This window comes from Arthrobacter sp. B055-34, assembly GCF_059090425.1.
The window spans coordinates 474,399-499,033 of record NZ_JBNHFQ010000001.1; the positions used below are offsets into that span (position 1 = coordinate 474,399).

Annotated in this window: 19 protein-coding genes and 1 pseudogene; 10 read left to right on the forward strand and 10 right to left on the reverse strand. The window is 57.7% G+C overall.

What is annotated here, in order from left to right:
- Positions 1–507: 507 nt before the first annotated feature.
- Together AC5RWO_RS02080 and AC5RWO_RS02085 are read left to right on the forward strand one after the other, a co-directional pair.
- Positions 508–834 carry an acyltransferase gene (locus AC5RWO_RS02080; RefSeq protein ID WP_498729319.1) on the forward strand — a complete coding sequence of 109 codons (327 nt, stop codon included), beginning with the start codon at positions 508–510 and terminating at the stop codon, positions 832–834.
- Positions 825–1,946: a glycosyltransferase gene (locus AC5RWO_RS02085; protein ID WP_498729015.1), complete on the forward strand. Its 1,122-nt coding sequence runs from the start codon at positions 825–827 to the stop codon at positions 1,944–1,946. Before AC5RWO_RS02080 ends, AC5RWO_RS02085 begins: the two co-directional genes overlap by 10 nt.
- Before the next feature lie 2 nt (positions 1,947–1,948).
- Here the strand turns inward: AC5RWO_RS02085 and AC5RWO_RS02090 are convergent, their stop codons facing one another.
- The 3 genes from AC5RWO_RS02090 to AC5RWO_RS02100 all read right to left on the reverse strand — a co-directional run bounded on the left by AC5RWO_RS02090 (position 1,949) and on the right by AC5RWO_RS02100 (position 5,206).
- A complete protein-coding gene (locus AC5RWO_RS02090; protein WP_498729016.1) occupies positions 1,949–3,106 on the reverse strand; it encodes an MATE family efflux transporter in 1,158 nt (385 codons plus the stop codon).
- A gap of 131 nt (positions 3,107–3,237) precedes the next feature.
- Positions 3,238–4,389, reverse strand: coding sequence for a glycosyltransferase (locus AC5RWO_RS02095; protein ID WP_498729017.1), 1,152 nt, complete (start codon positions 4,387–4,389; stop codon positions 3,238–3,240).
- Positions 4,379–5,206 carry a glycosyltransferase family 2 protein gene (locus AC5RWO_RS02100; RefSeq protein ID WP_498729018.1) on the reverse strand — a complete coding sequence of 276 codons (828 nt, stop codon included), beginning with the start codon at positions 5,204–5,206 and terminating at the stop codon, positions 4,379–4,381. The genes AC5RWO_RS02095 and AC5RWO_RS02100 overlap by 11 nt, the downstream gene beginning before the upstream one ends.
- A gap of 660 nt (positions 5,207–5,866) precedes the next feature.
- On the opposite strand from AC5RWO_RS02100, the gene AC5RWO_RS02105 reads away from it, so the two are divergent.
- The 3 genes from AC5RWO_RS02105 to AC5RWO_RS02115 are packed head-to-tail and all read left to right on the forward strand — an operon-like array spanning position 5,867 to position 9,196.
- Positions 5,867–7,108, forward strand: a complete 1,242-nt coding sequence (locus AC5RWO_RS02105; RefSeq protein WP_498729019.1) for a glycosyltransferase family 4 protein — start codon at positions 5,867–5,869, stop codon at positions 7,106–7,108.
- A gap of 52 nt (positions 7,109–7,160) precedes the next feature.
- Positions 7,161–8,189, forward strand: a complete 1,029-nt coding sequence (gmd, locus tag AC5RWO_RS02110) for a GDP-mannose 4,6-dehydratase (RefSeq protein ID WP_498729020.1) — start codon at positions 7,161–7,163, stop codon at positions 8,187–8,189.
- 2 nt (positions 8,190–8,191) lie between these two features.
- Positions 8,192–9,196, forward strand: coding sequence for a GDP-L-fucose synthase family protein (locus tag AC5RWO_RS02115; RefSeq protein WP_498729021.1), 1,005 nt, complete (start codon positions 8,192–8,194; stop codon positions 9,194–9,196).
- Between the two features lie 361 nt (positions 9,197–9,557).
- On the opposite strand, the gene istB is transcribed toward AC5RWO_RS02115, so the two are convergent.
- Both istB and istA read right to left on the reverse strand, forming a co-directional pair.
- Positions 9,558–10,340, reverse strand: a complete 783-nt coding sequence (gene istB, locus AC5RWO_RS02120; RefSeq protein ID WP_498729022.1) for an IS21-like element helper ATPase IstB — start codon at positions 10,338–10,340, stop codon at positions 9,558–9,560.
- Positions 10,337–11,854: an IS21 family transposase gene (gene istA, locus AC5RWO_RS02125; RefSeq protein WP_498729023.1), complete on the reverse strand. Its 1,518-nt coding sequence runs from the start codon at positions 11,852–11,854 to the stop codon at positions 10,337–10,339. Before istA ends, istB begins: the two co-directional genes overlap by 4 nt.
- A gap of 281 nt (positions 11,855–12,135) precedes the next feature.
- Here istA and AC5RWO_RS02130 point away from each other — a divergent pair.
- The 4 genes and pseudogenes from AC5RWO_RS02130 (at position 12,136) to AC5RWO_RS02145 (ending at position 17,430) form a co-directional block, all read left to right on the forward strand.
- Positions 12,136–13,464, forward strand: a pseudogene (locus AC5RWO_RS02130) (ISL3 family transposase).
- A gap of 88 nt (positions 13,465–13,552) precedes the next feature.
- Positions 13,553–14,683 carry a mannose-1-phosphate guanylyltransferase gene (locus AC5RWO_RS02135; RefSeq protein ID WP_498729024.1) on the forward strand — a complete coding sequence of 377 codons (1,131 nt, stop codon included), beginning with the start codon at positions 13,553–13,555 and terminating at the stop codon, positions 14,681–14,683.
- Between the two features lie 266 nt (positions 14,684–14,949).
- Complete coding sequence (locus AC5RWO_RS02140; protein ID WP_498729025.1) at positions 14,950–16,650, forward strand: DUF4012 domain-containing protein; 1,701 nt, start codon at positions 14,950–14,952, stop codon at positions 16,648–16,650.
- 138 nt (positions 16,651–16,788) lie between these two features.
- Entirely contained in the window at positions 16,789–17,430 is a 642-nt protein-coding gene (locus AC5RWO_RS02145; RefSeq protein ID WP_498729026.1) for an LPXTG cell wall anchor domain-containing protein, read from the forward strand.
- Positions 17,431–17,496: 66 nt separating this feature from the next.
- On the opposite strand, the gene sufU is transcribed toward AC5RWO_RS02145, so the two are convergent.
- The 4 genes from sufU to AC5RWO_RS02165 form a co-directional block, all read right to left on the reverse strand.
- A complete protein-coding gene (sufU, locus tag AC5RWO_RS02150) occupies positions 17,497–17,958 on the reverse strand; it encodes a Fe-S cluster assembly sulfur transfer protein SufU (protein WP_498729027.1) in 462 nt (153 codons plus the stop codon).
- Positions 17,959–19,275 (reverse strand): cysteine desulfurase, encoded by a 1,317-nt coding sequence (locus AC5RWO_RS02155; RefSeq protein WP_498729028.1) that lies wholly within the window; start codon positions 19,273–19,275, stop codon positions 17,959–17,961.
- Between the two features lie 302 nt (positions 19,276–19,577).
- Positions 19,578–20,165, reverse strand: a complete 588-nt coding sequence (gene pth / locus AC5RWO_RS02160; protein ID WP_498729030.1) for an aminoacyl-tRNA hydrolase — start codon at positions 20,163–20,165, stop codon at positions 19,578–19,580.
- Between the two features lie 9 nt (positions 20,166–20,174).
- Positions 20,175–20,780 carry a 50S ribosomal protein L25/general stress protein Ctc gene (locus AC5RWO_RS02165; protein ID WP_498729032.1) on the reverse strand — a complete coding sequence of 202 codons (606 nt, stop codon included), beginning with the start codon at positions 20,778–20,780 and terminating at the stop codon, positions 20,175–20,177.
- Positions 20,781–21,100: 320 nt separating this feature from the next.
- Here AC5RWO_RS02165 and AC5RWO_RS02170 point away from each other — a divergent pair, with 320 nt between their 5' ends.
- Positions 21,101–22,696: a tyrosine-protein kinase domain-containing protein gene (locus AC5RWO_RS02170; RefSeq protein WP_498729033.1), complete on the forward strand. Its 1,596-nt coding sequence runs from the start codon at positions 21,101–21,103 to the stop codon at positions 22,694–22,696.
- 322 nt (positions 22,697–23,018) lie between these two features.
- Here the strand turns inward: AC5RWO_RS02170 and AC5RWO_RS02175 are convergent, their stop codons facing one another.
- Complete coding sequence (locus AC5RWO_RS02175) at positions 23,019–24,404, reverse strand: sugar transferase (protein WP_498729034.1); 1,386 nt, start codon at positions 24,402–24,404, stop codon at positions 23,019–23,021.
- Between the last annotated feature and the right edge of the window lie 231 nt (positions 24,405–24,635).

The following is a 24,635-nucleotide window of genomic DNA, read 5'->3' on the forward strand; positions in this document are numbered from 1 at the left end:
GGATTCAGTGCGGTGCCCGAGCATAACGCTCCTAGCGGTTCGCTGGGCCTCCACCTTCGACCGTCGATCCACTCAGGCTGGGTATGTGATTACCCCGGTCAGGGTTTGTCATCATTTTCGAGAAGAGAGGACTGCCCCTAAGCTAGGTGTATGAATCAGGGCTTGAAAGACGCTGTCATGAAGGCTGTCCGTGCACACATTGGCCCAAGTCGATCACGTATTTCTGTGTTTCAGTCCCTACGGTCAGCCATCATCTTCCGATCAAGGAATACGATGGTTGGCGCAGGATTCCGCATAGTGAATAAGGGTTCGGTGTCAGTGGACCCTTCCGCTCGAATTCGCTTCGGCACCGGATTCTTCGGCTTCACTGATGGAACAGAAAAGGGACTTATACGAAATCGAGGACACCTCATATTACGTGGTCCAGTTTCAACCGGACCTGGTTCAAGGTGGGACATAGGTACTGATGGAACTTTGGACATAGGGCAGGACACATACTTCGCCCCAATGGCTCTAGTAGTATGTAGTCGGTTAGTCCGTATCGGGACTGGTTGTGCGATTGGCTGGAACACGCAAATTCTCGATGCTGACTTTCATGTTCACGGAACAAAAAACAGTATTGATAACTTCTCAAGGAACCAATTCGAGTCTCCGGTAGAAATAGGCCACCGAGTATGGATTGGGAGCAACGCGCAGATTTACAAGGGCGTCAAGATTCCAGATGGTTGCATAGTAGCCGGCGGTAGCGTTGTAATCAGCTCCTTTGATGAGCCCAACTCGCTAATAGCAGGCAACCCGGCACGGATCGTAAGATCAAATGTTGAGTGGCGGTAAGTCCGTTGCCTAGAAACGTCGCAGTTTGGAAGAACACCTGGCTTCCATATTCAGAAACATTTGTCCAGAACCAAATTCGCTACTTGACGCGTTGGCACGCCATCAAGATCGGTTTTCATCAGCTCGACAGTCCACTAATGCCTGCAGATCTCGCACCCTACGGTCTCTCGCTCAAGGCCAAGAGTTTACGACGAATTGCTGGAGTTCGCCCTTACAAGCGAGCGTACGTCGAACTCCTCAAATCCTCATCTACAGAAGCCATTCATGCCCATTTTGGCAGCGGCGGCATAAATGTTCTCCCCCTGGCTCGATCGCTAAGACTCCCCTTACTCACTACCTTCCATGGGTCTGACGTAACGCGCTATGGAAGTTCGCTTCCCATTCTCGAAACTCGCTATCGGCAACAGCTTCGCTCTCTGTTCGAGTTTTCGACCACGCTCATTGCCGCGTCCAACTACTTGGCTGACAATCTCATGCGTTCCGGAGCACCGCATAAAAAGATCGAAGTCCTGTACACCGGAACTCCTATCCGTGAACCTGTGGCAGTGGGCAGACGTCATGGAATTATATTCGTTGGGCGCCTGATAGAGATCAAAGGCGTCGCAGACCTACTACGAGCGGTATCATTACTTCCAGCGGCGGAGCTTCGACGCACTCCCGTAACCATAGTCGGTGACGGTCCCATGAAACCTGGTCTCGAACGATTGGCCAAGGAACTGGGCGTACAGGCAACTTTTGCCGGACGCAGGCCTACAGAGGAAATACCAACATTACTAGCTAGGCATAAAATCTTTTGTGGACCCTCTAAGAGAAGCTCAGCGGGCACCCGCGAGGGTTTCGGGATGGTTTACGTTGAGGCGGCACTTCAAGAGCTGCCCGTTGTTGCTTACAGTTCCGGTGGGGTTCGGGAAGCTGTCGAAGATAGGACGACGGGCCTATTGTGCGCGGAAGCAGACGTTGTGGCACTCTCCAACAATTTGAACGCCCTCCTTACCGATCCTTCGGCAGCGAGACAGATGGGGAAAGCCGGACGTTTGCGTGCAGTTGAAAAGTTCAACATCGAGTCTCAAACAAATCTGTTGCAGAACATCTATGAGGCTGCCGCCGGCTGATCTTATTGTCCCGGCCTCAGTTCGCTTTGGGCGCGAAGCAATCCTGGCGTCACTTGAAACATCAAAACAGCTACTGCTGTAACGAGCCCGGGCGCAACAGCGCCCAAGAAGGGGCAAAGCATCCATGAGCCGACCGCTGCCACTATAGCAACCGAGACCGCTCCGACGCTTTGGAAGGCTAATCCGCTCGCCTTCGTCAAAAACATTCCTGGAACCTGCTGCATCGCTTGGACCAGAATAAGCGCGCCAGTAGATAGGAGTAGAGGAAGTCCGAGAGATATCGTTCCGGCCGAGACTATATCTGCAATCCATTCCCCGAAAACCAGTAAGCCTATCAGGGCAACAAACCCACCTAAACTGAACAATCCAAATGTCGATCGAAATATACGTCGCGAGGATAATGGATCTTCACGATGTTTTGCAAAGATAGGCCAGAGAGACATAGCAGCAGCGGAAACGAAAGACCATAGAGGCGAGTAAAGCTGCATGGCGAGGGTGTATTCCGACAGTTCAATGTCGGAGGAACGATAGGATAAAATAACTCGATGTGAATGAAGCGCTATAGGTAGCGCAATCATCAGCAACAACATCGGGGCAGCGGTATTAATAATGCCCCTCAGCGGACTGCTGTTACGCACCAAAAGCTTCAGCAAATTGAATTGCAATCGTCGACTAGCCAATATAAAAGAAATTGCTTGGGACAGGAATATACCTGCAGGTACAGCAGCGGCAAGAAAGAGCTGATCCACATTCAGACCCGCTAAGACAATTGTAACAATCAGAGTAAAAACACTCGTGGTTGCCGAAACACCCAGCGCTATATCGTTCCGTCCCAATCCAATTAGTATGCGTTGCCCAATGGATAAAGGCACGGAAAAACCATACAACGCCAGGCTAACCGCGGTGGCGTGATCAATTCCGGATGATGAATAGCCTTCTGCACTTAAAATATCAGCCCAAGACCAAAGCAAAGAACCGGAAATGGCAACCAAGAATATGCAGAGTCCCGAGATAGTCAGGAGTCTCAGTACAGCGGCAATTTTCTCAAGCTGATACTTCCGGGAACTACCAGATTCGGATAGGACATTAATTACGACCGCACCTGTGCCTAGATCTGCAAAAGGAATTAACAAGAACAAGCTCGATATCAGCATAATCACGCCATAGACTATGGAATCTGTATGGCGTATAACAATCGCTGTAGTGGCGAGCGTGGCCAAGGCGGTGATTGGAAATGTCAGGATTCGGACGATTAATGCCCTACCTATGCCCCTCATGGAGTTTCCACAGCTCAGTGCATGCTTAGTTTGTCAATGGCATGACGCCAACGAGTGACCGCCGTCTCCCAAGCATAGTTTTCTTCAGCACAAACTCGCGCGGCTAACCGCCTAGATTCGGCAGTAGCGCCGCACACTAGGTCTTTAATGGCATTTGCTAAATCGTCCCCAGACGGAAGTGTGACTACGCGGCCGGCATTCGAACTCAGATAGCGTGCCGATGCCACGCCTTTGCTCGCTACAACGGGTACTCCATGCGCAAGCGCCTCAGCAAGCCCAATGCCGAAATTCTCATCATCGCTTGGAAGCAGGAAGACATCTGCGTCGAGGTATACGGCCTTTTTCTCCGCCCCTACTAGTTGACCGCGAAAGATTACAGCATCGTCAACAGATTCTTGCACCGCAAGATTTTGTAAATCACGCACGAGTGATTGGTCCCCTATTCCAACCACGTCCAGTTCCGCGGCAATACCCACTTCTCGGAGTCTCGATAGGGCTTGAATCGAAAGGTCGATACGTTTCTTAGGAGCTATACGGGAGAGCGACAGAAGACGAAGCGGTTTGCCCCACTCGCCACCTTTCCGATACTCAGCGGGCAAGCTTGTACCCACCCCGGCAACCTCGACGGGAACCCGCGGGAACTTCTCACTAAGCTCCGTCGCCTCAATTTCAGATCCGGTGACAAACCCCGAAATTTGTCTACGTACAATCCATCCAACCGTTGCCTCAAACAGTTGCTTCTTGCCAGCGGAGGACTTCTGTTGATGTTTAGTCAGAGACCCATGCGGAGCAATAACACAGGGAATTTGCATTAACTTCAAGAGCAGCACAACGGGCGGGACCCATGGCAAAAAATAACCGTGGATAACAGCTGATTCGGTTCCTCGTAACTGACCTATAAGTTGGCGTAACGATATGAGACGCTGGCCGTTTTTGCTGGATAAGGAGAGTTTTCGAGGTGCGCATTCTGGTAGAGGGCCAATTTCACCCGAATAAGACTTGAGGACCGACTCCTCATAGGGCCCACGCATCCAGATCAGTTGTGCTTCCAGGTCGCGTTCCTTGTTAAGGGACAAGTTGAGCTCAAACGAATTCCGTGCAGGTCCACCATCGGCGGCGGACAATGTGTTAACGAATTGGACTATCTTACGAATTTTACAGGCCATTTTCTCTATTCAATTCCCGACTCTTCAGTCCAATTTGCCAATAGTAAAACGACAAAGCAACAGCATAGCTAAACCCCTGACGGCCGTCTAGGAACCCGCGTTTGACTATGTAGGAGTATATGAAGAATATGATGGATTTTGCAGGTAGCTTCGCAGCCAATCGCCCCAAGTAACTTCGTGCCTGCAGTGATGCTTTGTCATTCTCCGTGAGCATATGAGCTTCCCAATCGCTATAACGATTGTGACGAGCAAAATAATCGTACAGACCGTCTTCATCCATGTGGCCTAGTGGATTCTTGAGCTGACGAACATCTCCCTGCCCGGGATCCACCTGTGGTTGATAATGTCCTTCGACTTCCCACATATTCTTGACATGCAGATCGTTCGGCCGTGGCCACCAGGCCTTAGATTGGCGCATCCCTATCCGCTTACTAACACGGTGGCCATGCTGAAGTTCCTTACCAAGCCAGTGATAACGGATCGGGACTTCAAAGGCCGCTAGTTGTGGCTCGCTCACGGCGTCTCTAATCTCGTCGACCAGTACCTGTAAGAAGAACTCATCAGCATCTAGATAGATGACCCAATCATGGGTGGCGTGCTGCAACGCCCATTCCTTCTTCTTGGGATAAGCACCATCCCAGACAAAAGGGATTACACGTGCGCCGCCCTTGGAGGCCAACTCTTGGGTTCTATCGCTACTCGAAGAATCTATAACAAGAACTTCGTCAAATTCTGACGCACTTGCCACTGCTCGCTCAATATGAAGTTCTTCGTTTTTAGTGAGTATAATGACGCTTGCTTTGATTTTAGTGATCAATCTACTTCTCACTATTCTTCGCGAATCGACTGCCGACAATTTTGGCTGGTATGCCAGTAGCAATCAAGCCACATCCAATCGTGGATTTGGGCCCAACTACCGAATTTGGCGTTATCAGCGCCGACTTTCCAATTCTGGTACCGCCGAGCACCATTGCACGGGACGTAACCCAAACACCAGACTCTATGTGTATCGGACTGGTCACTAAAGCCATATCTCGACGGTGGGCATGGCTTCCCGTAGTAAGAAACACATCCTGCGACAATACGACGTCCTGGCCTATGTACACATTATCTTGATTATGGATCCAGACTCCTTCACCGATCCATGAACGAGCCCCTACACGAAGTTTCCAGGGAAACTTCACGCGTGTCCTTGGGCGGAAAATCACGCCCTCATCAATCCTCGCCCCGAACATTCGCAGCACTATAATTCTCAGCCTAGAGCTGATCTGCCAAGGATTCGACACAACCAGCAGCTCGAAGATCGACCACAAGTAAATCAAGAACTTCGGACGGTCCCACGCCTCTTGTTCGCCGGGCGCGGCCGACAAGTCGATGACCGGCACGTCGGCTCGCTCCTGCGAATGATTGTTAAGATGTCCCGTCATGGTCCCCGCATGTCCCAGTAGTACTAATTACCCCGTCTATTCTTACATGTGTGAATGGAACGAAACTCCGAATTACAGTCCTCGGGCTTAACTACGCGCCCGAGGCCACTGGCATAGCCCCCTATACGACAAAACTTGCCGAAAGTTTGGCATCCGAAGGTCATGTCGTCCATGTGATCACAGGTTACCCTCACTATCCAGAGTGGAAGTTACGAGACGGTTACTCAGGTTGGTCCCAGGTTGAGGAAATCAACGGAGTCAATATTCTGAGGCTGCGCCACTTCATTCCCCGCAATGTGAACAGTTTCACCAGGATGCATTTGGAGCTCAGCTTTGGCATCAGGCTGCTCTTCGTGAACTGGAAGGAGCCTGATGTTTTGCTTGTCGTCTCGCCTGCTTTACTCTCGTCCGCAATCGCGCTGGTCCGTGCTCGTATCGGAGTCAAAAAGCCGGCGACCGGGCTGTGGGTTCAAGACATATACAGCCGGGGTTTGCAAGAAACGGGTGCAGGAGGCTCACTTGCAGCTCATTTCATGAAAAAGATCGAAGGCTTGGTGTTTCGTTCTGTAACGTGCGTCACCGTGATCCATGATCGATTCAAGAATTACGCCGTTTCTTCTTTGGACGTCCCTTCCAGCAAAATAGAAGTAATTAGAAATTGGACGCACGTCAAGAAGAAGTCCCAAATCGATCGAAGGTCAATCCGCTCCCGTTACGGATGGACCGACATAGACATAGTTGTGCTCCATGCAGGCAACATGGGTGTAAAACAAGCCCTCGAAAACGTAGTCGAAGCCGCGCAGCTGGCTGAGGAACGAGATTCAAAGGTCCGGTTTGTTTTACTTGGCGATGGCAACCAACGTCGTCACATACAGAAGTTGGCAAGTGACGTTGGGCACATCCAATTCATTTCCCCGTTACCGGATGAGGATTTTTCAGCTGTGCTCCAGTCGGCAGACATCTTACTGGTCAACGAAATGATCGGACTGCGAGAAATGGCTGTGCCGAGCAAGCTGACGTCCTACTTCTCAACGGGCCTTCCTGTCATCGCCGCAACAGAGGCCGATAGTACGACTGCCAGCGAACTGCAACATTCGATGGGAGGAATCCGCATCGATCCGAATGTCCCCATACAGCTACTCGAGGCTGCCGAACGCCTCGGATCAGACAGGGACTTAGCAGATGCTCTGGGAGATGCTGGACGACGCTATGCCGCTGAGACGCTGTCCCAAGACACGGCTATAGTTCGGTACAGTGCATGGTTAAATCGGATAGCTAGTTCCAAAGATTGAGCTATCCGTCCAATCACCGATCATTTGCTAATCACAAGGCAGGGGGCTTGCGTTGACGAAGCGCGCTTTCATTACTGGAATAACGGGCCAGGACGGCTCATATCTAGCCGAGTTTCTGCTCAAGAAGGGGTATGAAGTACATGGTCTTATTCGACGTGCTTCTACTTTCAACACTACGCGCATCGATCACTTATACGTGGATCCCCATGATGCGGCAGCCAAACTCTTTCTGCACTATGGCGACCTCAGCGACGGTGCTCGCCTAGTCACGCTGCTCGGACAAATTCGCCCGGACGAGGTTTACAATTTGGGCGCTCAATCACACGTGCGCGTCTCGTTTGAAGAACCCGAACACACCGGTGACACAACTGGCATGGGGACTATACGGCTTCTAGAAGCAGTTCGTATGGCAGGTATTGATACTCGCTTTTACCAAGCCTCATCTTCGGAAATGTTCGGTGCGACGCCGCCACCTCAGGATGAAGAAACACCGTTCTATCCGCGGTCCCCATATGGCGCTGCCAAGGTGTACAGCTACTGGGTGACTAAGAATTACCGTGAGGCTTACGGTATGTATGCCGTAAACGGTATTTTGTTCAACCATGAATCACCTCGTCGTGGTGAAACATTTGTGACGCGGAAGATTACTCGTGCGGTTGCCGCCATTAAAGCTGGTAAGCAGGACGAACTATTTATGGGCAATCTGGATGCAGTACGAGACTGGGGCTATGCCGCCGAGTATGTCGAGGGTATGTGGCGCATGCTGCAAGTCGATGAGCCTGATGATTTTGTTCTTGCCACCGGAGTAGGGTACACAGTGCGCGACTTCCTTGAGGTTTCCTTCCAACATGCGGGGCTTAACTGGGAAGATTTTGTTAAATTCGACGAACGCTATCTACGCCCGACTGAAGTTGACGCCCTTATCGGTGATGCGTCGAAAGCTCACGAAAAGCTGGGATGGAAAGCTACAGTCGAGACGCCTGAACTTGCCCGCATCATGGTTGACGCTGACATTGAAGCGCTCAAACATGCAGGCAATCACTGGATAGATAAAGTTCAGCTCGGAAGCTGGTCTCAGTAAAAATGGGAGTGAGGAATCCGAGTGCAACTAGCGCGGGTGACGATGTCGAATTCATACCTACACTGCTAAATCGCGAGTCGGTATTCTACGTGGCCGGGCACCGTGGCCTAGTGGGATCAGCTATTTGGCGAAAGCTCCAATCTGAAGGATTCACCAACCTTATAGGCCGAACTTCATCTGAATTGGATCTGAAAGACCGCGACGCTGTTTTCGCATTTTTCGCGAAAACAAAACCGCGTTACGTGGTCATCGCGGCTGCAAAAGTTGGTGGAATTCTTGCAAACAATACGTATCCGTTAGATTTTCTTAGCGAGAATTTGCGTATTCAAACTAATGTTCTCGATGCCGCCCTCGAACACAGAGTTGAAAGACTACTGTTCCTAGGCTCGTCATGTATTTATCCTAAGTTCGCTGAGCAGCCCATCAAAGAGGAATATCTGCTTACGGGGCATCTGGAACCGACGAATGATTCCTACGCGATCGCCAAGATAGCTGGAATCATGCAAGTCCAAGCTGTTCGTCGTCAATTCGGTCTACCGTGGATATCGGCTATGCCGACAAACCTCTATGGCCCAGGGGATAACTTCTCTCCGGAGGGTTCTCACGTGTTGCCTGCATTGATCCGTCGATACGATGAAGCGGTTAGAACGGGAGCCGGCTCAGTCACGAACTGGGGAACGGGGTCACCACGACGCGAATTCCTTCATGTGGATGATATGGCAGCGGCATGCCTGCACCTCTTGGAGCACTATGACGGTCCCGATCAGGTGAATGTTGGCACGGGTACAGACGTCAGCATTAGAGACCTAGCCGAAATCGTCGCAAAGACCGTCGGATTTCAAGGCGCCATGGAATGGGACACGACGAAACCGGACGGAACGCCCCAGAAGCTGTTGGACGTCACGAAGCTGTCTGTGGCAGGGTGGAACGCGCAGATCAGCCTTATAGAAGGCATAGCTGACACTGTGCAGTGGTATCGACAGAACGCAAAAGATATCCGACAGTAGCTCGCTTGAAGGGTAGGGTCGTACCACCTGTTCGGCCTTACCCTGAGTGGACATCCTCGAGTTCCAAGTGCTCGTGAAGATCCCTCTGACTGGCGCCATTGAAGGTCCCTGCGCCGACATCTACGGATCGGTTCCCGCCCGCGACAGCTCGTGTCGGTTCAGCCTCCGCCCGTCAACCGAACTCTTCCTGCCCCTGAATGCAGAAGCCACCGACACCGCAACACTGGATGTCAAGGGCCAGTATTTCCTGCCCACTGGCGGCCAGGTTAAGTGCCCGCCGATGGCCAGTTAAACTGCCCGGTGGTGGCCAGCAAATCTGCCCACGTCGTGTTCTGCGGGGCTGGCCGTCCACCGGTTCGGGTTAGTTCAGGGCGTTGACTCCTTTCCCGGCGAGGGCCTGGGTCAGGCGGATGGATTTACCGCTGGTCTGGCAGACGTGGGCGTGGTGCAGCAGCCGGTCCACGGTCGCGGTGGCGAGGGTCTTGGGCATGAGCTCGTCGAAGCCTGCCGGGTGCAGGTTGGAGGAGACCGCGACGGAGCGTTTTTCGTAGGCGGCGTCCACGACGCGGTAGAGGCCTTCGGCGGCGTCCGCGGCGACCGGGAGCAGGCCGATGTCATCGATGACGACGAGTTCGGCGCGCAGGATCCGGGTGACGGCTTTGGTGACGCTGTCATCGGCGCGGTGGGCGCGGATCAGGGTGCCGAGGTCTTCGAGGGTGAACCACGCGACGCGCATTCCGGCTTCGACGGCCTGCTGGCCCAGGGCTTCGAGGAAGAAGGTTTTCCCGGTCCCGGAGGGCCCGCAGACGACGAGGTTCTCGCGCCGGGTGATCCATTCCAGGGTGCGCAGGGACTGCTGGGTTGGTGCCGGGATCGAGGACGCGTCGGGGTCCCAGGCGTCGAAGGTTTTCCCGGTCGGGAAGCCGGCGGCCTTGCGCCGGGTGGCGAGCATGGAGCGGGCGCGGCCTGCTGTTTCCTCGGTGAAGAGGGCTTTGACGATTTCGGCCGGTTCCCAGCGCTGGGCGCGGGCGGTGTCGAGCAGTTCCGGGGCCAGGGCGCGGGCGTGGGGCATTTTCAGTTGCCGCATTAGCTGCTCGAGGTCTGCCGGCAGCGGCGGGGCGGTGGTTGTGGGCACGGGGTTCATTCGGTGTCCTTCTTCGTGGTGACGCCCAGGGCGGACCAGGCGGCGGTGCCTTGGGTCAGGGAGCGGGTTTCGCCGGCGGCGTGGGTGGTGGTGCGGCGGGCGCCGGCGTTGAGGATGGAGGCCAGGTCGCCGTGGGCGAAGCGCCCGTTGACGGCGGCGTTGCCCAGGGCCCGGTCGACCGCGGCGGTGCCGGCTATTTTGGCCAGGGTCACGGCTTCGGCCATTTTCACGTTCATCCGGGCTGTTCCGGCCGCGGCGGCTTCGAGGAGCCAGGTCCGGGCGCCGTCGCCGATCGCGAGGAACTCGGCCTCCGCGGCGGTGCGGGCCGTGACCGTGTAGTCGCCGGGGATTTTCTCACCGCTGCCGGGGAAATGCTCGTCAATGATGGCCGGGCTGCCCGGGCGGGCACGTCGGTGGCGGGCGACCTCGACCGGTCCCGCCGGGCCGTGGTGGACGAAGATGACCTGTTCATCGATGCCGGTGCCGTGGGTGCGCACGAACACGCGGGCGCCGAGCAGGTGCGCCGGCACGGAGTACTGCGCGTTTTCGAACGTGACCATCGGCGTGTTCTGGGGAACCGTGCGGGAGAGCCCGAACGCGACCGTATGCGCGGCGTCCGGGATCCGGTGGAGCCGGGGCTGTTCCTCGCCGAGCATCGCCACCGGCTTGCGCCGGGTCACCCGGTGCTCACGGTGGTTGACCTCGTCCATGAACGCCTCGCACGCCGCTTCCAGCCCCGCGAACGTGGCGTACTCGGCCAGAAGGTTGGTGTCGGTGGGCACAATGTCGGCCTTGGCCAGTTTCACCGAGGCTTCGACGCCGCCCTTCGTCGCCGGATCGGCCGGCTGGCACGTCAGCACACTCACCCCGTAATGCCGGGCGAACTCCAGGGTCTGCTGGTTACGTACCGGCACCCCGGCAACATGCATCGTGGTGACGGTTTTCTCGTTATCGGTCAGCACATACGTCGGGGCGCCGCCCACGATGCGGAAGCACCGGTCCAGGGCGGCGAACACGCTCGGCGCAGTCCGGTCCCGCAGCGGGATCACGATCCGGAACCGCGACCAGGCCAGCCACGCGACGAACAGGATCGTCTTGACCCCGCCGATCCGGGGACCGTCGCCGAAATCATACTGAAGCCACATCCCGGGCTCCGTGATCCAGGGCCGGTGCACGCGGGTATGGCCCAGCCGCCAGGCCGCCTTGACCCGGTGGACGGCGCGGCGGGTGGAACGCTCGGAGCCCTCGTAGCCGAGCAGGCGCAGCGTCCGGTGGACCTTATCCGCCCGGACCCGGCCCTTGGAACGCTCGACCAATTCTTCGATCTTCGGCATGAACGCATCCGTGACCCGGTCCCGGACCGCGCGTTCAGCGATCGGACGCCCGGCATCACGGGCAGCAACATGCTTGGCCACAGTGTGGTGCGAACAGCCGGCCAGCTCGGCCGCGGCACGGAACGACCCGGTCAGTTCGTAGGCAGCAAGAATTTCCATGATTTCTCCGTCAGACTTCATACAGGGTCTCTTCCTGGTTCAGTTTTGATGCGCTTAGACACCGTCATCAAACCCCAGGGAGAGGCCCCCACCGCTTAAGACGCGGTCGGTTCAGTAAGAAAGTGGGCAGATTACATGGCCGCGAATGGGCAGTTTTACTGGCCGCCAGCGGGCACTTTCGTGGCCATCTATGGGCAGTTTTTCATGGCCGCTGACAACTGGACAAAGTGGCTCTCCGTGGTTGGTGGTGAAAACGGGTACCGGGCCAGTTATGTGAAGGGCCCGTAGCCCTGCTGTGATGGATGTTCTCGACGCATTCATCACTGACAGGAACTACGAGCTTGACCGAGCTTACTCCCGCGCGCCGCGATGCTGCCACCGCGATCTTCAACTTGCCCGATTACCGGGTTCTCAACGCAGACATCCTGACCTTCGGCCAGCGCCGGATCCACGTGGAAACAACCATCGAATCCGGTTGCCCGTCCTGCGGAGTGATCGGCACGCGGCGGCATTCCCGGCGGAAACAGCGTGTCCGCGATATTCCCCTCGCCGGCCCGGTGGAAGTCCTCTGGTCCAAGCGCCGATTCTTCTGCGACGAGCCCGAATGCCCACGGCAGACCTTCGTTGAGTCGACCGCGGAGGTCCCGCGCCGGGCACGTTCCACCCGCCGGTTGCAGGACGCGCTGGTCTCCGCCGTGATCGGCTCGGGACGGGCCGCCACCGAAACAGCGGCGGCGTTCGGAGTCTCGTGGTGGCTGGTGCAGCGTTCCCTGAACAATGCCATGACCGAACTACCCGACGTGAACAACCTGCAGCCGAAGAGACTGGGAATCGATGAACACCGCTTACGCTCCGTGCGCTACTTCAGGGACCCTGAAACCAATGCTTGGAAGCGCTACGAACCGTGGATGACGACGATCGTGGATCTGGACAGCGGGCAGGTGCTCGGCGTCGTCGACGGCCGCGACAGCAGGGGCGTCGGCGACTGGCTCTTCGCCCGCCCGCTGGACTGGCGGCTCGGCGTGGAGGTCGTGGCCATCGACCCGTCGGCGGCGTTCCGCAAGGCCCTGCGGATGTGGCTGCCCCGCACCGCGGTCTCGGTCGACGCGTTCCATATGGTCATGCTCGGGAATAACATGCTGACCGAAGTCCGCCAGCGGCTGACCCAGGAAACCAAGGGCCGGCGTGGCCGTTCCGGCGACCCGGTCTGGGCCAACCGACTTCTGCTGCTCCGCGCCTCCGAAACCCTCTCCGACCGTGCCCGGAACCGCCTGCAGACAGTCTTCGACGTCGATGATCCCACCGGCAAGCTGAAGGCAGCCTGGGACGTGAAGGAACAGCTACGTGCACTGCTGCGGACAGGTTCGCTGGCCGACGCCGCGGCTGCCAAGGACACGCTCCAGCGCTTGGTGGAACGCGCCGGACAGCCTGAAACCAACCGGCTCTGGCGCACCGTCTGCCGCTGATGGCAGGAGATAGAAGTCCTCATCGTCAGCGACGCCACGACCAGCAAAGTGGAAGCCAACAATACGGCGATCAAACACATCAAAAGAACCGGCCGCGGGATCGTAAATAGCGCCAATTACACGGCGCGTATTATGCTCAGAAGCGCCGCCAGAACGGCCGCCTGATCATGCATCGCAGCAGTGGAATTCACCACGAAACACGGAGAGCCGACAAAGTCCGGGACACCGTCCTGAACTTGGTTAGGGAATAAGCATGACAACACTTGGTACCGAGAAGTCGGATGTGCTGGGCCGTTTTTACGGTGTTATTCCGGCTGGCGGGGTGGGGACCCGGTTGTGGCCGCTTTCGCGGGCGGCGGCGCCGAAGTTCCTGCATGATTTGACCGGGTCCGGGAGCACGCTGATCCGGGCGACGTATTCGCGTCTGGAGCCGTTGTGCGGGGACCGGACCATGGTGGTCACCGGGACCGCGCACCGCAAGGCGGTGCTGGCGCAGCTGCCGGAGCTGACGAAGAACAACCTGGTGCTCGAGCCCGAACCGAAGGACTCCGCGGCCGCGATCGGGCTGGCCGCGGCGATCCTGTACCACCGGGATCCGCGGATCATCATGGGTTCCTTCGCCGCGGACCAGGTGATCAACCCGGTGGAGAAGTTCCAGGACGCGGTGCGCGAGGCCATCCATACCGCCGCCGAGGGCTACATCGTCACGATCGGGATCACCCCCAACCACCCCTCGACCGGGTTCGGGTACATCCGCACCAACGGGAACCTGGGCATCGGCGCGGCGCCGAACGCGCTCGGGGTGACCGAGTTCGTGGAGAAGCCCGACGCCGAGACCGCGCAGGCATACCTGGCCGAGGGCGGGTATTCGTGGAACGCGGGCATGTTCGTGGCCCCGGTGGAGCTGCTGCTCAAACACCTGGAGACCAACGAGCCGCTGCTCTACGCCGGTTTGATGGAGATCGCCGCGGCCTGGGACACCCCTAAGCGCCGCGACGTGGTCCGCCGGGTGTGGCCGGGACTGGCGAAGACCGCGATCGATTACGCGGTGGCGGAGCCGGCGGCCGCGGCCGGGGACGTGGCGATGATTCCCGGCGACTTCTCCTGGGACGATGTGGGGGACTTCGCCGCGATCGGCCGGCTGAACGCCGCGTCGGAGACGAACAACCTGACAGTGCTCGGCGAGGGCGCGCGGGTGTATGCGGAGAACTCGACCGGGATGGTGGTCTCCGATACCAAGCGCGTGATCGCGCTGATCGGCATTAACGACGTCGTTGTCGTAGACACCCCGGACGCGCTGCTGATCACCACCAAGGAACACGCCCAGCAGGTCAAGAAGGCCGTCGAATCCCTCCGCGCCAGCGGCGACACCGACGTCCTCTAAACGTTCACATCTCCAATTGGGGTGCGGCATCCCGGATGGGTACCATTGTCGAGGTCTCACTCACGCTTTCACAAAGGACGTTTATGCCAGGCGCCGCAGATGCCACCACGGAAGCACGTCAAGGAAGCTCTGTGGTGACAGTGAAAAGGCGGCGGTCAGGATATGGGCGCAAACGGTCCCGACAACGGATGTTTCGCGTAGTACTTCCGCTCACGGCACTAGTGCTACTACTCCTCTTGGCCGTAGGGTGGTTGGCCTTCCGTGCAATGCAGGTCAAAGACAATCTGGAAGCTACCACCCAACTCGTACCCGCCATGCAATCCGCTATCGCTGAGGGCAATATCAAAGAAGCGGCTGCGTATCTGGAACAGATAGAAACGCACACAGCCGAAGCACGGGGTGCCGGGACCGACCCGCTTTGGCGCGCAGCCGGCGTGTTGCCATGGTTTGGTCAAAACTTCTCCGCAGTTACCGACATCACAGTTGCGGCCGACGTCGTGGTTGGCGCCGCCGGTCCCCTCATGGATTCCATCGGACCTGGCGGGCTCGACGCCTTCGTCCCCAAAGACGGAAAAATCGAGTTACAGCCGCTTCGAGAACTTGCACCAAAGTTAACACGAGCTTCCGCTACCGTCTCGGCCGCATATGAAAGCCTCAACCAGATCGATGAGGGACAGCTCCTCCCGCAACTGTCGGAGCCGCTTGACCAGGCCACGTCAGCGCTGGAGGGCGTCCAAGGAACTCTCCATGGCGCGGCCTCGACGGCGGAAATCCTCCCGGCAATGCTCGGAGGAGACGGTGACCGGAACTATCTGGTTCTGGTTCAGAACAACGCGGAGATCCGTGCTACGGGTGGTATCCCGGGAGCCCTGGTTGTGCTCAAGACAAGCGACGGCCAAATCGCGTTCACAGACCATGGCAGCGCATCGGCTCTGGGCAGGTTCAAGCCACCGCTGGAAGTGGATGAAGAACAGGAACAGATTTACACCACCCGTCTCGGTGGATATATGCAAAACGTCAACCTCACTCCCGACTTCCCGACTGCGGCCTCTACTGCGCAAGCAATGTGGGAGAAGGAGAATCCGAAGGCGAAGATCGACGGTGTCATTGCACTTGATGCTGTTGTTTTGTCGCAACTTCTGGTGGCCACGGGACCGGTAGAACTCAGCTCGCTCGACTCTCTACCGGTAGGTACGGGTGACCTCCCGACGACGCTCGACAGCGAGAACGTGGTCCAGACCTTGCTCTCCGACGTTTACCGGGAAATCGAAGAACCTCAAGTTCAAGATGCTTATTTTGCTGCAGTTGCCAGCGACATTTTCGCTGCCTTGACCGACGGGAGTACGGATTCTGTGCAGATGCTAAAGGCCGTACAGGATAGCGCCGAGGATCAGCGATTGTTCGTATGGTCCGAGTTCGAAGATGAGCAGACGGTAATTAGTGCTTCGACGCTCGGTGGCTCCATCTTGACCGATGAGCCGACAATTGGCGTGTATTTCAACGACGGCACCGGCGCCAAGATGGATTACTACGTGGAACGCGAAATACAGCTGATTGAGCGATGCCATCCGGACGGATACTACCGTTATGCAGTTCAGGCGACGCTGACTAACAATGCACCTTTAGATGCGGCGGAGACTCTGCCTGAATATGTCACAGGAGGTGGCAACTTTGGCGTGAGCCCAGGGACGATCAGGACGAATATCTATGCTTATGGCCCGTCGGAATGGCTACTTGCGTCGGCAGATGTCAACGGCGAAACATCGTCGTTCGGCTCCTACCGTCACGGGACCAGTCCCGTGGGCGGGCTGACGGTCTCGCTCAAGCCTGGAGAATCGACCACAGTTGAGTTTGAATTTTCCACTTTGTACGAAACGGACGAGCCTCAATTGCGCGTTACTCCAACAGTCCAAGCTCGTTCAGAAGTAGTAGCTCCAGCGAAATCTAGTCCGAATTGCACTTCCTAATGTTAACTCGGGGTTAAACGTTGGAATTTTCAGTTGCCCAAGTTGCTTCAATCGTTTCATCGATGTAGCGTCATACACGAATAAAGCTAGTCTGTCTTCACACCTGCACCTATACATCTGACCCACGGGGGATCACTTATGAAAAAGACCTTGACTGCCTTGGCCATCGCCGGATCGCTGACCTTCCTGGGCGCCGGCGCTGCACAGGCCTTGCCCTACCCGGCCCCGCCGGTTGCCGAAGTTTCCGACAGTACAGTAGCTCCGGGCGAGACATTCGTCTTCAGCGGTGAAGGATTCATTCCCGGCGAAACCATCATCATCACCATTACCCTTGAAACCGAGCCCACCGCTTCTGGCGTTGGCGGCCTAGGTCTCGGTGGCGGACTCGGCGCCGGTGTAACCGGCGTCATCGTGCCGGCAACGGTTGTTGACGACAGCAGTGTAGTAGCCGACGAAAACGGCGCATTCGCTACCGAAATTGCACTGAGCGAACCGGGCACCTACACCCTCACCGCTGAGGGCCAGGAGTCAGGCGTAGTCCAGTCCGCCACGGTTGAGGTTGTCGCCGTAGATGGTGCGGCCACTCCGGGCGACGATAGCAGCAACGGTGGCGCCGGAGCCGGCGACGAATCCGCAGCCAATGACGAAGCTGTAGCAAACGGCGATCGCTTGGCCGACACCGGCTTGGATTCCAGCGCCCTCCTCTGGGGCGGTGCCGGTGTACTGGCCCTTGGTGCAGGTGCTACCGCAGTGGTAGTGTCCCGCCGCAAGAATGCCTAGTCGACGCTGACGTATAAAGAATGCCCGGAACCGATCGGTTCCGGGCATTCTTTATACCGGCATGCATTAATTGGCTGCCAGAAGAGCTTCTTCCAATGCAACCCAAGCGAGCATTGCGCATTTGACGCGTGCTGGGTACTTCGAAACTCCTGAGAATGCTGCCGCGTCCCCAAGAATCTCTTCGTCCGCCTCAATGCTGCCACGGGACCGCATAACCTCACGGAACTGATCCACGAGCTTCATAAGCTCATCTCTTTCCATTGAAAGCGCCATGTCGGAAAGGACTGATGCGGATGCCATGGAAATAGAACAACCTTGCCCGTCCCAGCTAATGCTCGAGAGCGTGCGCTTATCACCGTCTGCATGCACGGATGCACGGAGGGTGATCTCATCACCACAGGTGGGGTTGAGCATGTGCGACTCCCCCACCTTGTCGCCCTCAGGTGTCTCGGCTAGTCCAGCGCCATTTCGGAGCTTCGTATGCTCCAAGATGATCTGTTGGTACAGCTGCTGTAGCTCGGAACTCACTTACTTCACTCCAAAGAACGGGCGGACTCCGGCGACGGCTTCCAGGAAGGCATCGATGTCGTCCGTGGTGTTGTACAGATAGGTGCTGGCCCGGGTGGTGGCTATCAGGCCGAGCCGGCGGTGCAGTGGCTGAGCACAGTGGTGGCCCACGCGGACGGCAATGCCCTTGTCGTCTAGGAATTGGCCGACGTCATGGGCATGGACCCTGTCTACGTCGAAGGCGGCCAGACCGATCCGCTCGGAGCCGGCCCTCGGCCCTAGGACCCGGATGCCGTCTATCTGCTCCAAGCCGGTGACGAGTCGCTGTCCGAGCTCAACTTCCCATGCATGGATACGGTCCATGCCCGTTTCCTGCAGGTAATTCACGGCCGCCGCCAGTGCCACTGCTTGCGAGATCCGCTGTGTTCCGGCTTCGAAACGCGTAGGTGCCGGCAGGTACGCTGCGTGCTCCATGGTGACTGTCGTGATCATCGAGCCACCCGTCAGGAACGGTGGCATCGCGTTGAGCAGCTCAGCCTTGCCGTAGAGCGCGCCGATGCCAGTAGGAGCCAGCATCTTGTGACCGGAGAAGACAGCAAAGTCGACGTCGAGCGCTTTCACGTCCACAGGTAAATGCGGCACGGACTGGCACGCGTCCAGGACAACAAAGGCCCCTGCCTCTCGGGCCATAGTCACCAGTGTCTCAACAGGATTGATCGTGCCCAAAACATTGGATGCGTGGGTGAACGCCAGGATCTTTGTCTGTGGCGTGATCACCGTGTTGGCGCGCTCGAGCTGCAGGGCGCCGTCGTCGTCCACTGGCAGGTAGCGCAGTGTGGCGCCGGTACGGAACGCCAGTTCCTGCCACGGAATCAGGTTCGCGTGGTGTTCCATCTCGGTCACCACGATTTCGTCCCCCTGCTTCAGCACGAACGGCTCGGCTTCCTCTCCCCCACGGCCTGCGGTGGCGTTGGAGAAAGCATAAGTGATGAGGTTGATGGCCTCGGTCGCATTGGAAGTCCAGACCAGTTCGTTGGTGCGGGCGCCAATGAAGCTGGCGACAGTTTCACGCGCCGCCTCGTAAACGTCGGTGGCTTCGACCGCAAGGCTGTGTGCGCCGCGGTGGACGGCGGCGTTGCGCTGCTCGTAGTACTCCTGCTCGGCTTCAATGACACTCAGCGGGTTCTGCGAAGTGGCTCCGGAGTCGAGATAAACCAGCGGGCGTCCGTTGACTTCCCGGTTCAGGATGGGGAAATCATTGCGTATACGCAGGACTTCGGCGTTATTGATGGCGCCGACAGAGTGCTTCAGCGTTGTTGGAGTGGAAACCACAGGCACTGCGGGTGCTCCTTGTTTGACTGGGCAGGATCAGTTGCCTGCAATACGCAAGACAACTCTGCCCTAATCTTCCCATGTTCGGCCCGCAGCGGTCATGTGAGTAGCGCCTAATTTGCTTTCAGATGAATCGAATCCGGGCACGAAAAAGGGACCGACGATGGGATGGGGGTGGCCCAGTCTCAGAGGCCGCCCATCGTCGGCCCCCGCTTTCGGAGCCATTAAGGCTGTGAGCGACAAGAGCGCTCGGCGGGATGGCTTTCGCACTCCCGACAATTGATACTAGACGTTCAGGTCAGTTTCGTCTAGCTGATCTTCGAATGGAACTTCTGCTGGGCTGCCAGCAAGCCCTCGTCAACCATCAACTCCACGGCGTCAGCGGCGTCATTAATCAGGAATGGCAGTTCCTTCTTCTCCACGATCCCAAAGTCCCTGAGGACGTAGTCCGCCGTGTCCATTCGGCCCGGAGGACGCCCCACGCCAACACGGACCCGATAGTAGTCCTTGGTCCCGAGAGCTTTGGACATGTCCCGCAGACCGTTGTGGCCCCCTTCTCCGCCGCCCATTTTCAGCTTGAGTGTGTTGAAGGGGATGTCGATCTCGTCATGTACCGCTACGACGTGGTCGGGCGCGATATCGAAAAACTTAGACAACGCCGAGACCGGACCGCCGGAGAGATTCATGAAGGTGAGAGGCTTTGCCAGGACTACTTTGGGACCGCCGATACGAAGTCGGGCTTCGAGCACTTGGGCGTGGGCCTTGTGGGACTTGAAAGATCCGCCAATTCTGGAGGCCAGTTCGTCCAGCACCATCTGCCCGATATTGTGCCGGTTATGACTGTAGCCGGGCCCGGGGTTCCCGAGCCCGACTACAAGCCAGGTGTTGCTGTTCACTGAGGAGAATTACTCGGCAGACTCAGCGGGAGCAGCAGCTTCTGCAGCGCCGCCTTCAGCCCCCTCAGTCTCCTCAGCAACGGTCGGAGCCGAGATGGCGGCGATCAAGGTGTCGGCCTCGATCACGAGGGTGGTCCCCTTCGGCAGTTCCAAGTCACGGGCGTAAATGTGCTCGCCCACCTGGCGTCCTTCAACGTTGATGGTGACCGACTCAGGCAACGCCGTAGCGTCGGCTTCCACTGCTACGGTGTACTCTTCCAGCTCCAGGACAGCGCCCGGAGCAACTTCGCCTTCAACATGGACGTTGACGTCGACGTGCACCTTTTCGCCCTTACGGACGGTGAGCAGGTCCACGTGCTCAACGATCTGCAGGATCGGATCGCGCTGGATGTCCTTGGCGAGGGCGAGGTGCTGTTCGCCCTCGACGTCCAGAGTCAGTAGAGCGTTGGACGTACGCAGTGCGAGGGTGGTTGCCTTGGCGGGCAGCAGGATGTGCATCGGCTCTGCGCCGTGGCCGTAAATCACTGCGGGGATTTGCTCGTTGCGGCGGGCGCGGCGGGCAGCGCCCTTGCCGAATTCGCTGCGGACTTCGGCAGCCAGTTTCAGATCAGACATATCTGTCTCCTTGGGAGTAATAGGATTCTCTACGGTTCAATGGCCGGAGCTACAGGAAAATGTCTAGAAAGATCATATCTAGCCACCGTCGATAACGGACACTCCACAAGATCTATGGAGTTCCCTCGCCTAGGCATCGGCAGTCAGTCTATCAGCGCGCCACTGGGACGCCGAATCCGCATAGAGCGGCACCGTGAGTGAAATCTTTAACTCGAACGAGCCTACGCGGTACCTCGTTACCTTCCGTTCATGTAACCTGCGTTAGACTTTAGGCTGACTTGGGGCCAGATGACCGCCATTGGAAGGACTGCAAGAGTCTCGTGGAATTGAACCAAACCGAAGAGCAGCCACAAGGGCTTGAGCTCCGGGACTACCTTAGGGTCCTACACACATACTGGCGCGGCATCGTCGCCATCACGCTTTTGGTAACCCTGCTGGCCTTCGGCTGGACGTTCCTGCAAAAACCTGTTTACGAGGCTCAGTCCATGGGTCTGGTGACGGCCGGCGCGGGCGAAGACATCAATCAGACTTTGGCCGGCGACAACCTCGCTAAGTCAAAGGCGACCAGTTACGCCAGTGTTGCCACTACGCGTCCTGTCGCCCAGGCCGTCATCGACGAATTAGGCCTCGACACGACACCGGCGCAGCTCATCGAGCGAATCGAAGTCGAAACTCCTTTGGACACCGCGGAGCTCCGCATCACGGCGTCTTCCGAAGACCCTGCCGACGCGCGCAATCTGGCCGACGCTTGGGTCACGGCATTGATGAACCAAGTCGAAGAAATCGAGACTTCCGGCACTGGCGCAGAGCAAGCTGCTGTGCAGATTGTCGCGCTGGCAGATGCGGCCCTCCCGACCTCGCCCGTCTCACCCAACGTCAAACTCACCTTAGCCATCGGGGCCGTCATTGGTCTGATGCTCGGCCTTGCCTACGCACTGATTCGCAACCACTTGGATCGACGAATCCGTTCGGCGGAAATGATCGAGAAGCAGTTCGGCGTCCCCGTCATCGGAACCATTCCTGTGGATAAGCGGATGCTGGATCGCCGTAAGGTTGTCGAGACCGGGACCGTTGAGTTCCAGAGTGACCGAGCAAGCCACGCCATGTCAGAGGCCCTGCGTGAACTTCGTACCAACCTGAGTTTCGTAGATGTCGACAACCCGCCCCGGATCATTGTTGTCACCAGCTCGGTTCCTGGCGAAGGCAAGTCCACAGTCACAGCCAACCTCGCGGTTACCATCGCAGCCGCCGGTAAGCGCGTAGTTGTAGTAGACGGCGACCTCCGGAGGCCTGTTGTAACTAGCATGTTCGACCTCGTTCCTGGCGCTGGAGTTACCGACGTTCTCAGCGGTCAGGCAGACCTCGAAGACGTGCTGCAGGTTTGGGGCCAGGTTCCAAACTTGGCCGTCCTCGGTGCTGGCCGTATTCCGCCGAATCCTAGCGAACTGCTGGGATCGCATTCGATGGCGGACATGCTAAGGCAGCTCGCCGAACACGCAACCGTACTGATTGACGCTCCACCGCTGCTCCCCGTCACTGACGCCGCGATCCTGTCAAAGGTTGCAGACGGTGCGATGGTGGTCCTCAACGCCGGCAAGACCACGGTGGACGCCTTCGACAAGGCACTGGGAAACCTTGCCCGCGTTGATGCCCATGTTCTTGGCGCCATCCTCAACCGTGTTCCCACCCAGGGTGCCGACGCGGCCCAGTACGGCTACTACGGTCAGTACTACCAGCAGGACGAAGAGGAGCCTGCACCGAAGGGCGGCCGCCGTAAGCAGAAGCAGCCGCGCCGCGCCGCTGCGCCTGTTCCTGCTCCCGCCCCGGACTTCGGTTCGGAGTCCGAAGAGGAGTTCAGGGCATTGCTGAGCGGGGAACCGGTCCAGGACCGGCGCGTGCCTCCGGCACGACGCTAGCTTCTCCCCGTCGCGAACGTAACCAATAACTCGACCCCGGTGTCCTCGGATGCCGGGGTCGAAGTGTTTCCAGGAGGAGTTCAATCACGCTGTTTGTTCAGCGTGGCACAGTAGTTTCATCTGTACCTAAGCCAGGCATGCTCGGAGCAACCGGTCTCCCCAGCCGCTGACACTCTTGTGAGAGGCTAGAAAGCCCGTCGCGCATGTTGGCATAGGAAAAGGCTCCGGCTCCTCTGTTCCAGAGAATCCGGAGCCTATACGTATTCCGGTGACCTTAGTGAAAGGTGACGCTCGCTGGTAAGTCTGGACGCCGCCGTCGTTCTTAGTAAGCCCCGTCCTTGGCGACTACAGCTTTGATGGTGCGCATGATGATGGTCAGGTCCCCTGCCAGCGACCAGTTCTCCACGTAATAGAGGTCGAGGCGTACGCTCTCTTCCCAGGATAGATCCGAGCGACCGCTGACCTGCCACAGACCGGTGATGCCGGGACGTACAAGAAGTCGACGGTGGGTGTGCTGCTCATATACAGCTACTTCCCGCTCCAATGGTGGACGCGGGCCAACTAGGCTCATGTCGCCAATCAGAACGTTCCAGAGTTGGGGTACTTCATCGAGAGAGTACTTGCGGATGAAAGCACCGACGCGGGTTACCCGTGGGTCACGCTTCATCTTGAACAGCGTGCCGTTGCCCTCGTTCTGCTCCGCCAGTTCCTTCAGCCGCGCCTCGGCGTCGACCACCATGGACCGGAACTTCATCATGTGGAACCGGCTGCCCTGGATGCCTACGCGCTCCTGGCGGAAAAACACCGGGCCCGGATTGTCGAGCTTGATTGCGATGGCGATGGCCAGCATGACGGGTGAAAGGACGATTAGTCCGAAGGCCGAAGCAACGACGTCGAGGGAGCGCTTCCAGGTGAACTTGGCGCCGTCGTACTGCGGCATCTCGACATTCATCAACGGCAGGCCCTCGACCGGCCGCCAGTGGATTCGCGGACCAGCAACGTCGACCAGCTTGCTGGCGACAACGAGCGAGGTGTTGGTCCCCTCGAGCTCCCAGCTCAGTTCCTTGAGGTAGCGCTGTCCGTTCTGTGCTGTGCCGGCGACGATAACAGTGTCAAAGTTGTGGTCCTTGACTGCCTGAACGACGGATTCCGGAGAGCTGATGACGGGAAGCCTATGGCCCGTGGCAAGCGTGACCTCGGATTCCTCAGTTCCGCGAATGGCTGCACCGAGCAGCCGGTAGCCAGTCTGCGGGGACTTGAAGATCTTGTCTCCTACGAAAGTAACGTCCGAGACCGAGCCGACGATGATGGCGCGGTCCGTATAGTTCCCCTTGGATCGCTGCCGGCCCAGCCAAAGGCGCCAGACATGCCTGGATAGGAGGAGAAGACCAAGACCGACAGGCAGGGCGATGGCAAGATAGCCTCGTGCGACGTCGTATTTCAACAGCATGGCGGCGATGGCGAAGGCGCCGAACGTTCCGATGGTTGCGTTGATAACGCGTCGGTACTCGTCATTTCCTACTCCGAGGACCGGTAGGGCGCGGCTTTGCGTAATCATGAGTGCCACGAGCCACATGAGGCCGAGAACCAGCGAAACCATCGAGTACGTCTGAGCGGCGCCAGCCAGCTGGAGTTCCTGCTCTGTGACACCGAAGCGCAGAAGCTGGGCCAGGAACAGGGAGGTCGCGACAACCAGCGTGTCAGTCACAACCAGTCTGTTCTTGAGGCATCTACCCCAGCTTCGGTCCTGCCCAGCCGTACCTGCAGACATCGGTGATGGCGCCGGCAGTGGATCGGCCGTTTTCTGTTCTGGTTCCACGGTGCGAATGTGTTCCCTGATGTCGTGACTCGGTTCCTCGACGGTTGTACGCATTAAGTTGAAGCTCCCCCTACGATGCCTGCCTTTCCCCGACAGACCATTCCCGTATGAAGTATACGG

Coding starts and splice junctions, on each gene's coding strand:
- AC5RWO_RS02080 (WP_498729319.1), top strand. CDS start 508: ATGGCTCTAGTAGTATGTAGTCGGTTAGTCCGTATCGGGACTGGTTGT.
- AC5RWO_RS02095 (WP_498729017.1), bottom strand. CDS start 4,389: ATGGCCTGTAAAATTCGTAAGATAGTCCAATTCGTTAACACATTGTCC.
- AC5RWO_RS02115 (WP_498729021.1), top strand. CDS start 8,192: ATGGGAGTGAGGAATCCGAGTGCAACTAGCGCGGGTGACGATGTCGAA.
- istB (WP_498729022.1), bottom strand. CDS start 10,340: ATGAACCCCGTGCCCACAACCACCGCCCCGCCGCTGCCGGCAGACCTC.
- istA (WP_498729023.1), bottom strand. CDS start 11,854: ATGAAGTCTGACGGAGAAATCATGGAAATTCTTGCTGCCTACGAACTG.
- AC5RWO_RS02135 (WP_498729024.1), top strand. CDS start 13,553: ATGACAACACTTGGTACCGAGAAGTCGGATGTGCTGGGCCGTTTTTAC.
- AC5RWO_RS02140 (WP_498729025.1), top strand. CDS start 14,950: ATGCAGGTCAAAGACAATCTGGAAGCTACCACCCAACTCGTACCCGCC.
- AC5RWO_RS02145 (WP_498729026.1), top strand. CDS start 16,789: ATGAAAAAGACCTTGACTGCCTTGGCCATCGCCGGATCGCTGACCTTC.
- AC5RWO_RS02165 (WP_498729032.1), bottom strand. CDS start 20,780: ATGTCTGATCTGAAACTGGCTGCCGAAGTCCGCAGCGAATTCGGCAAG.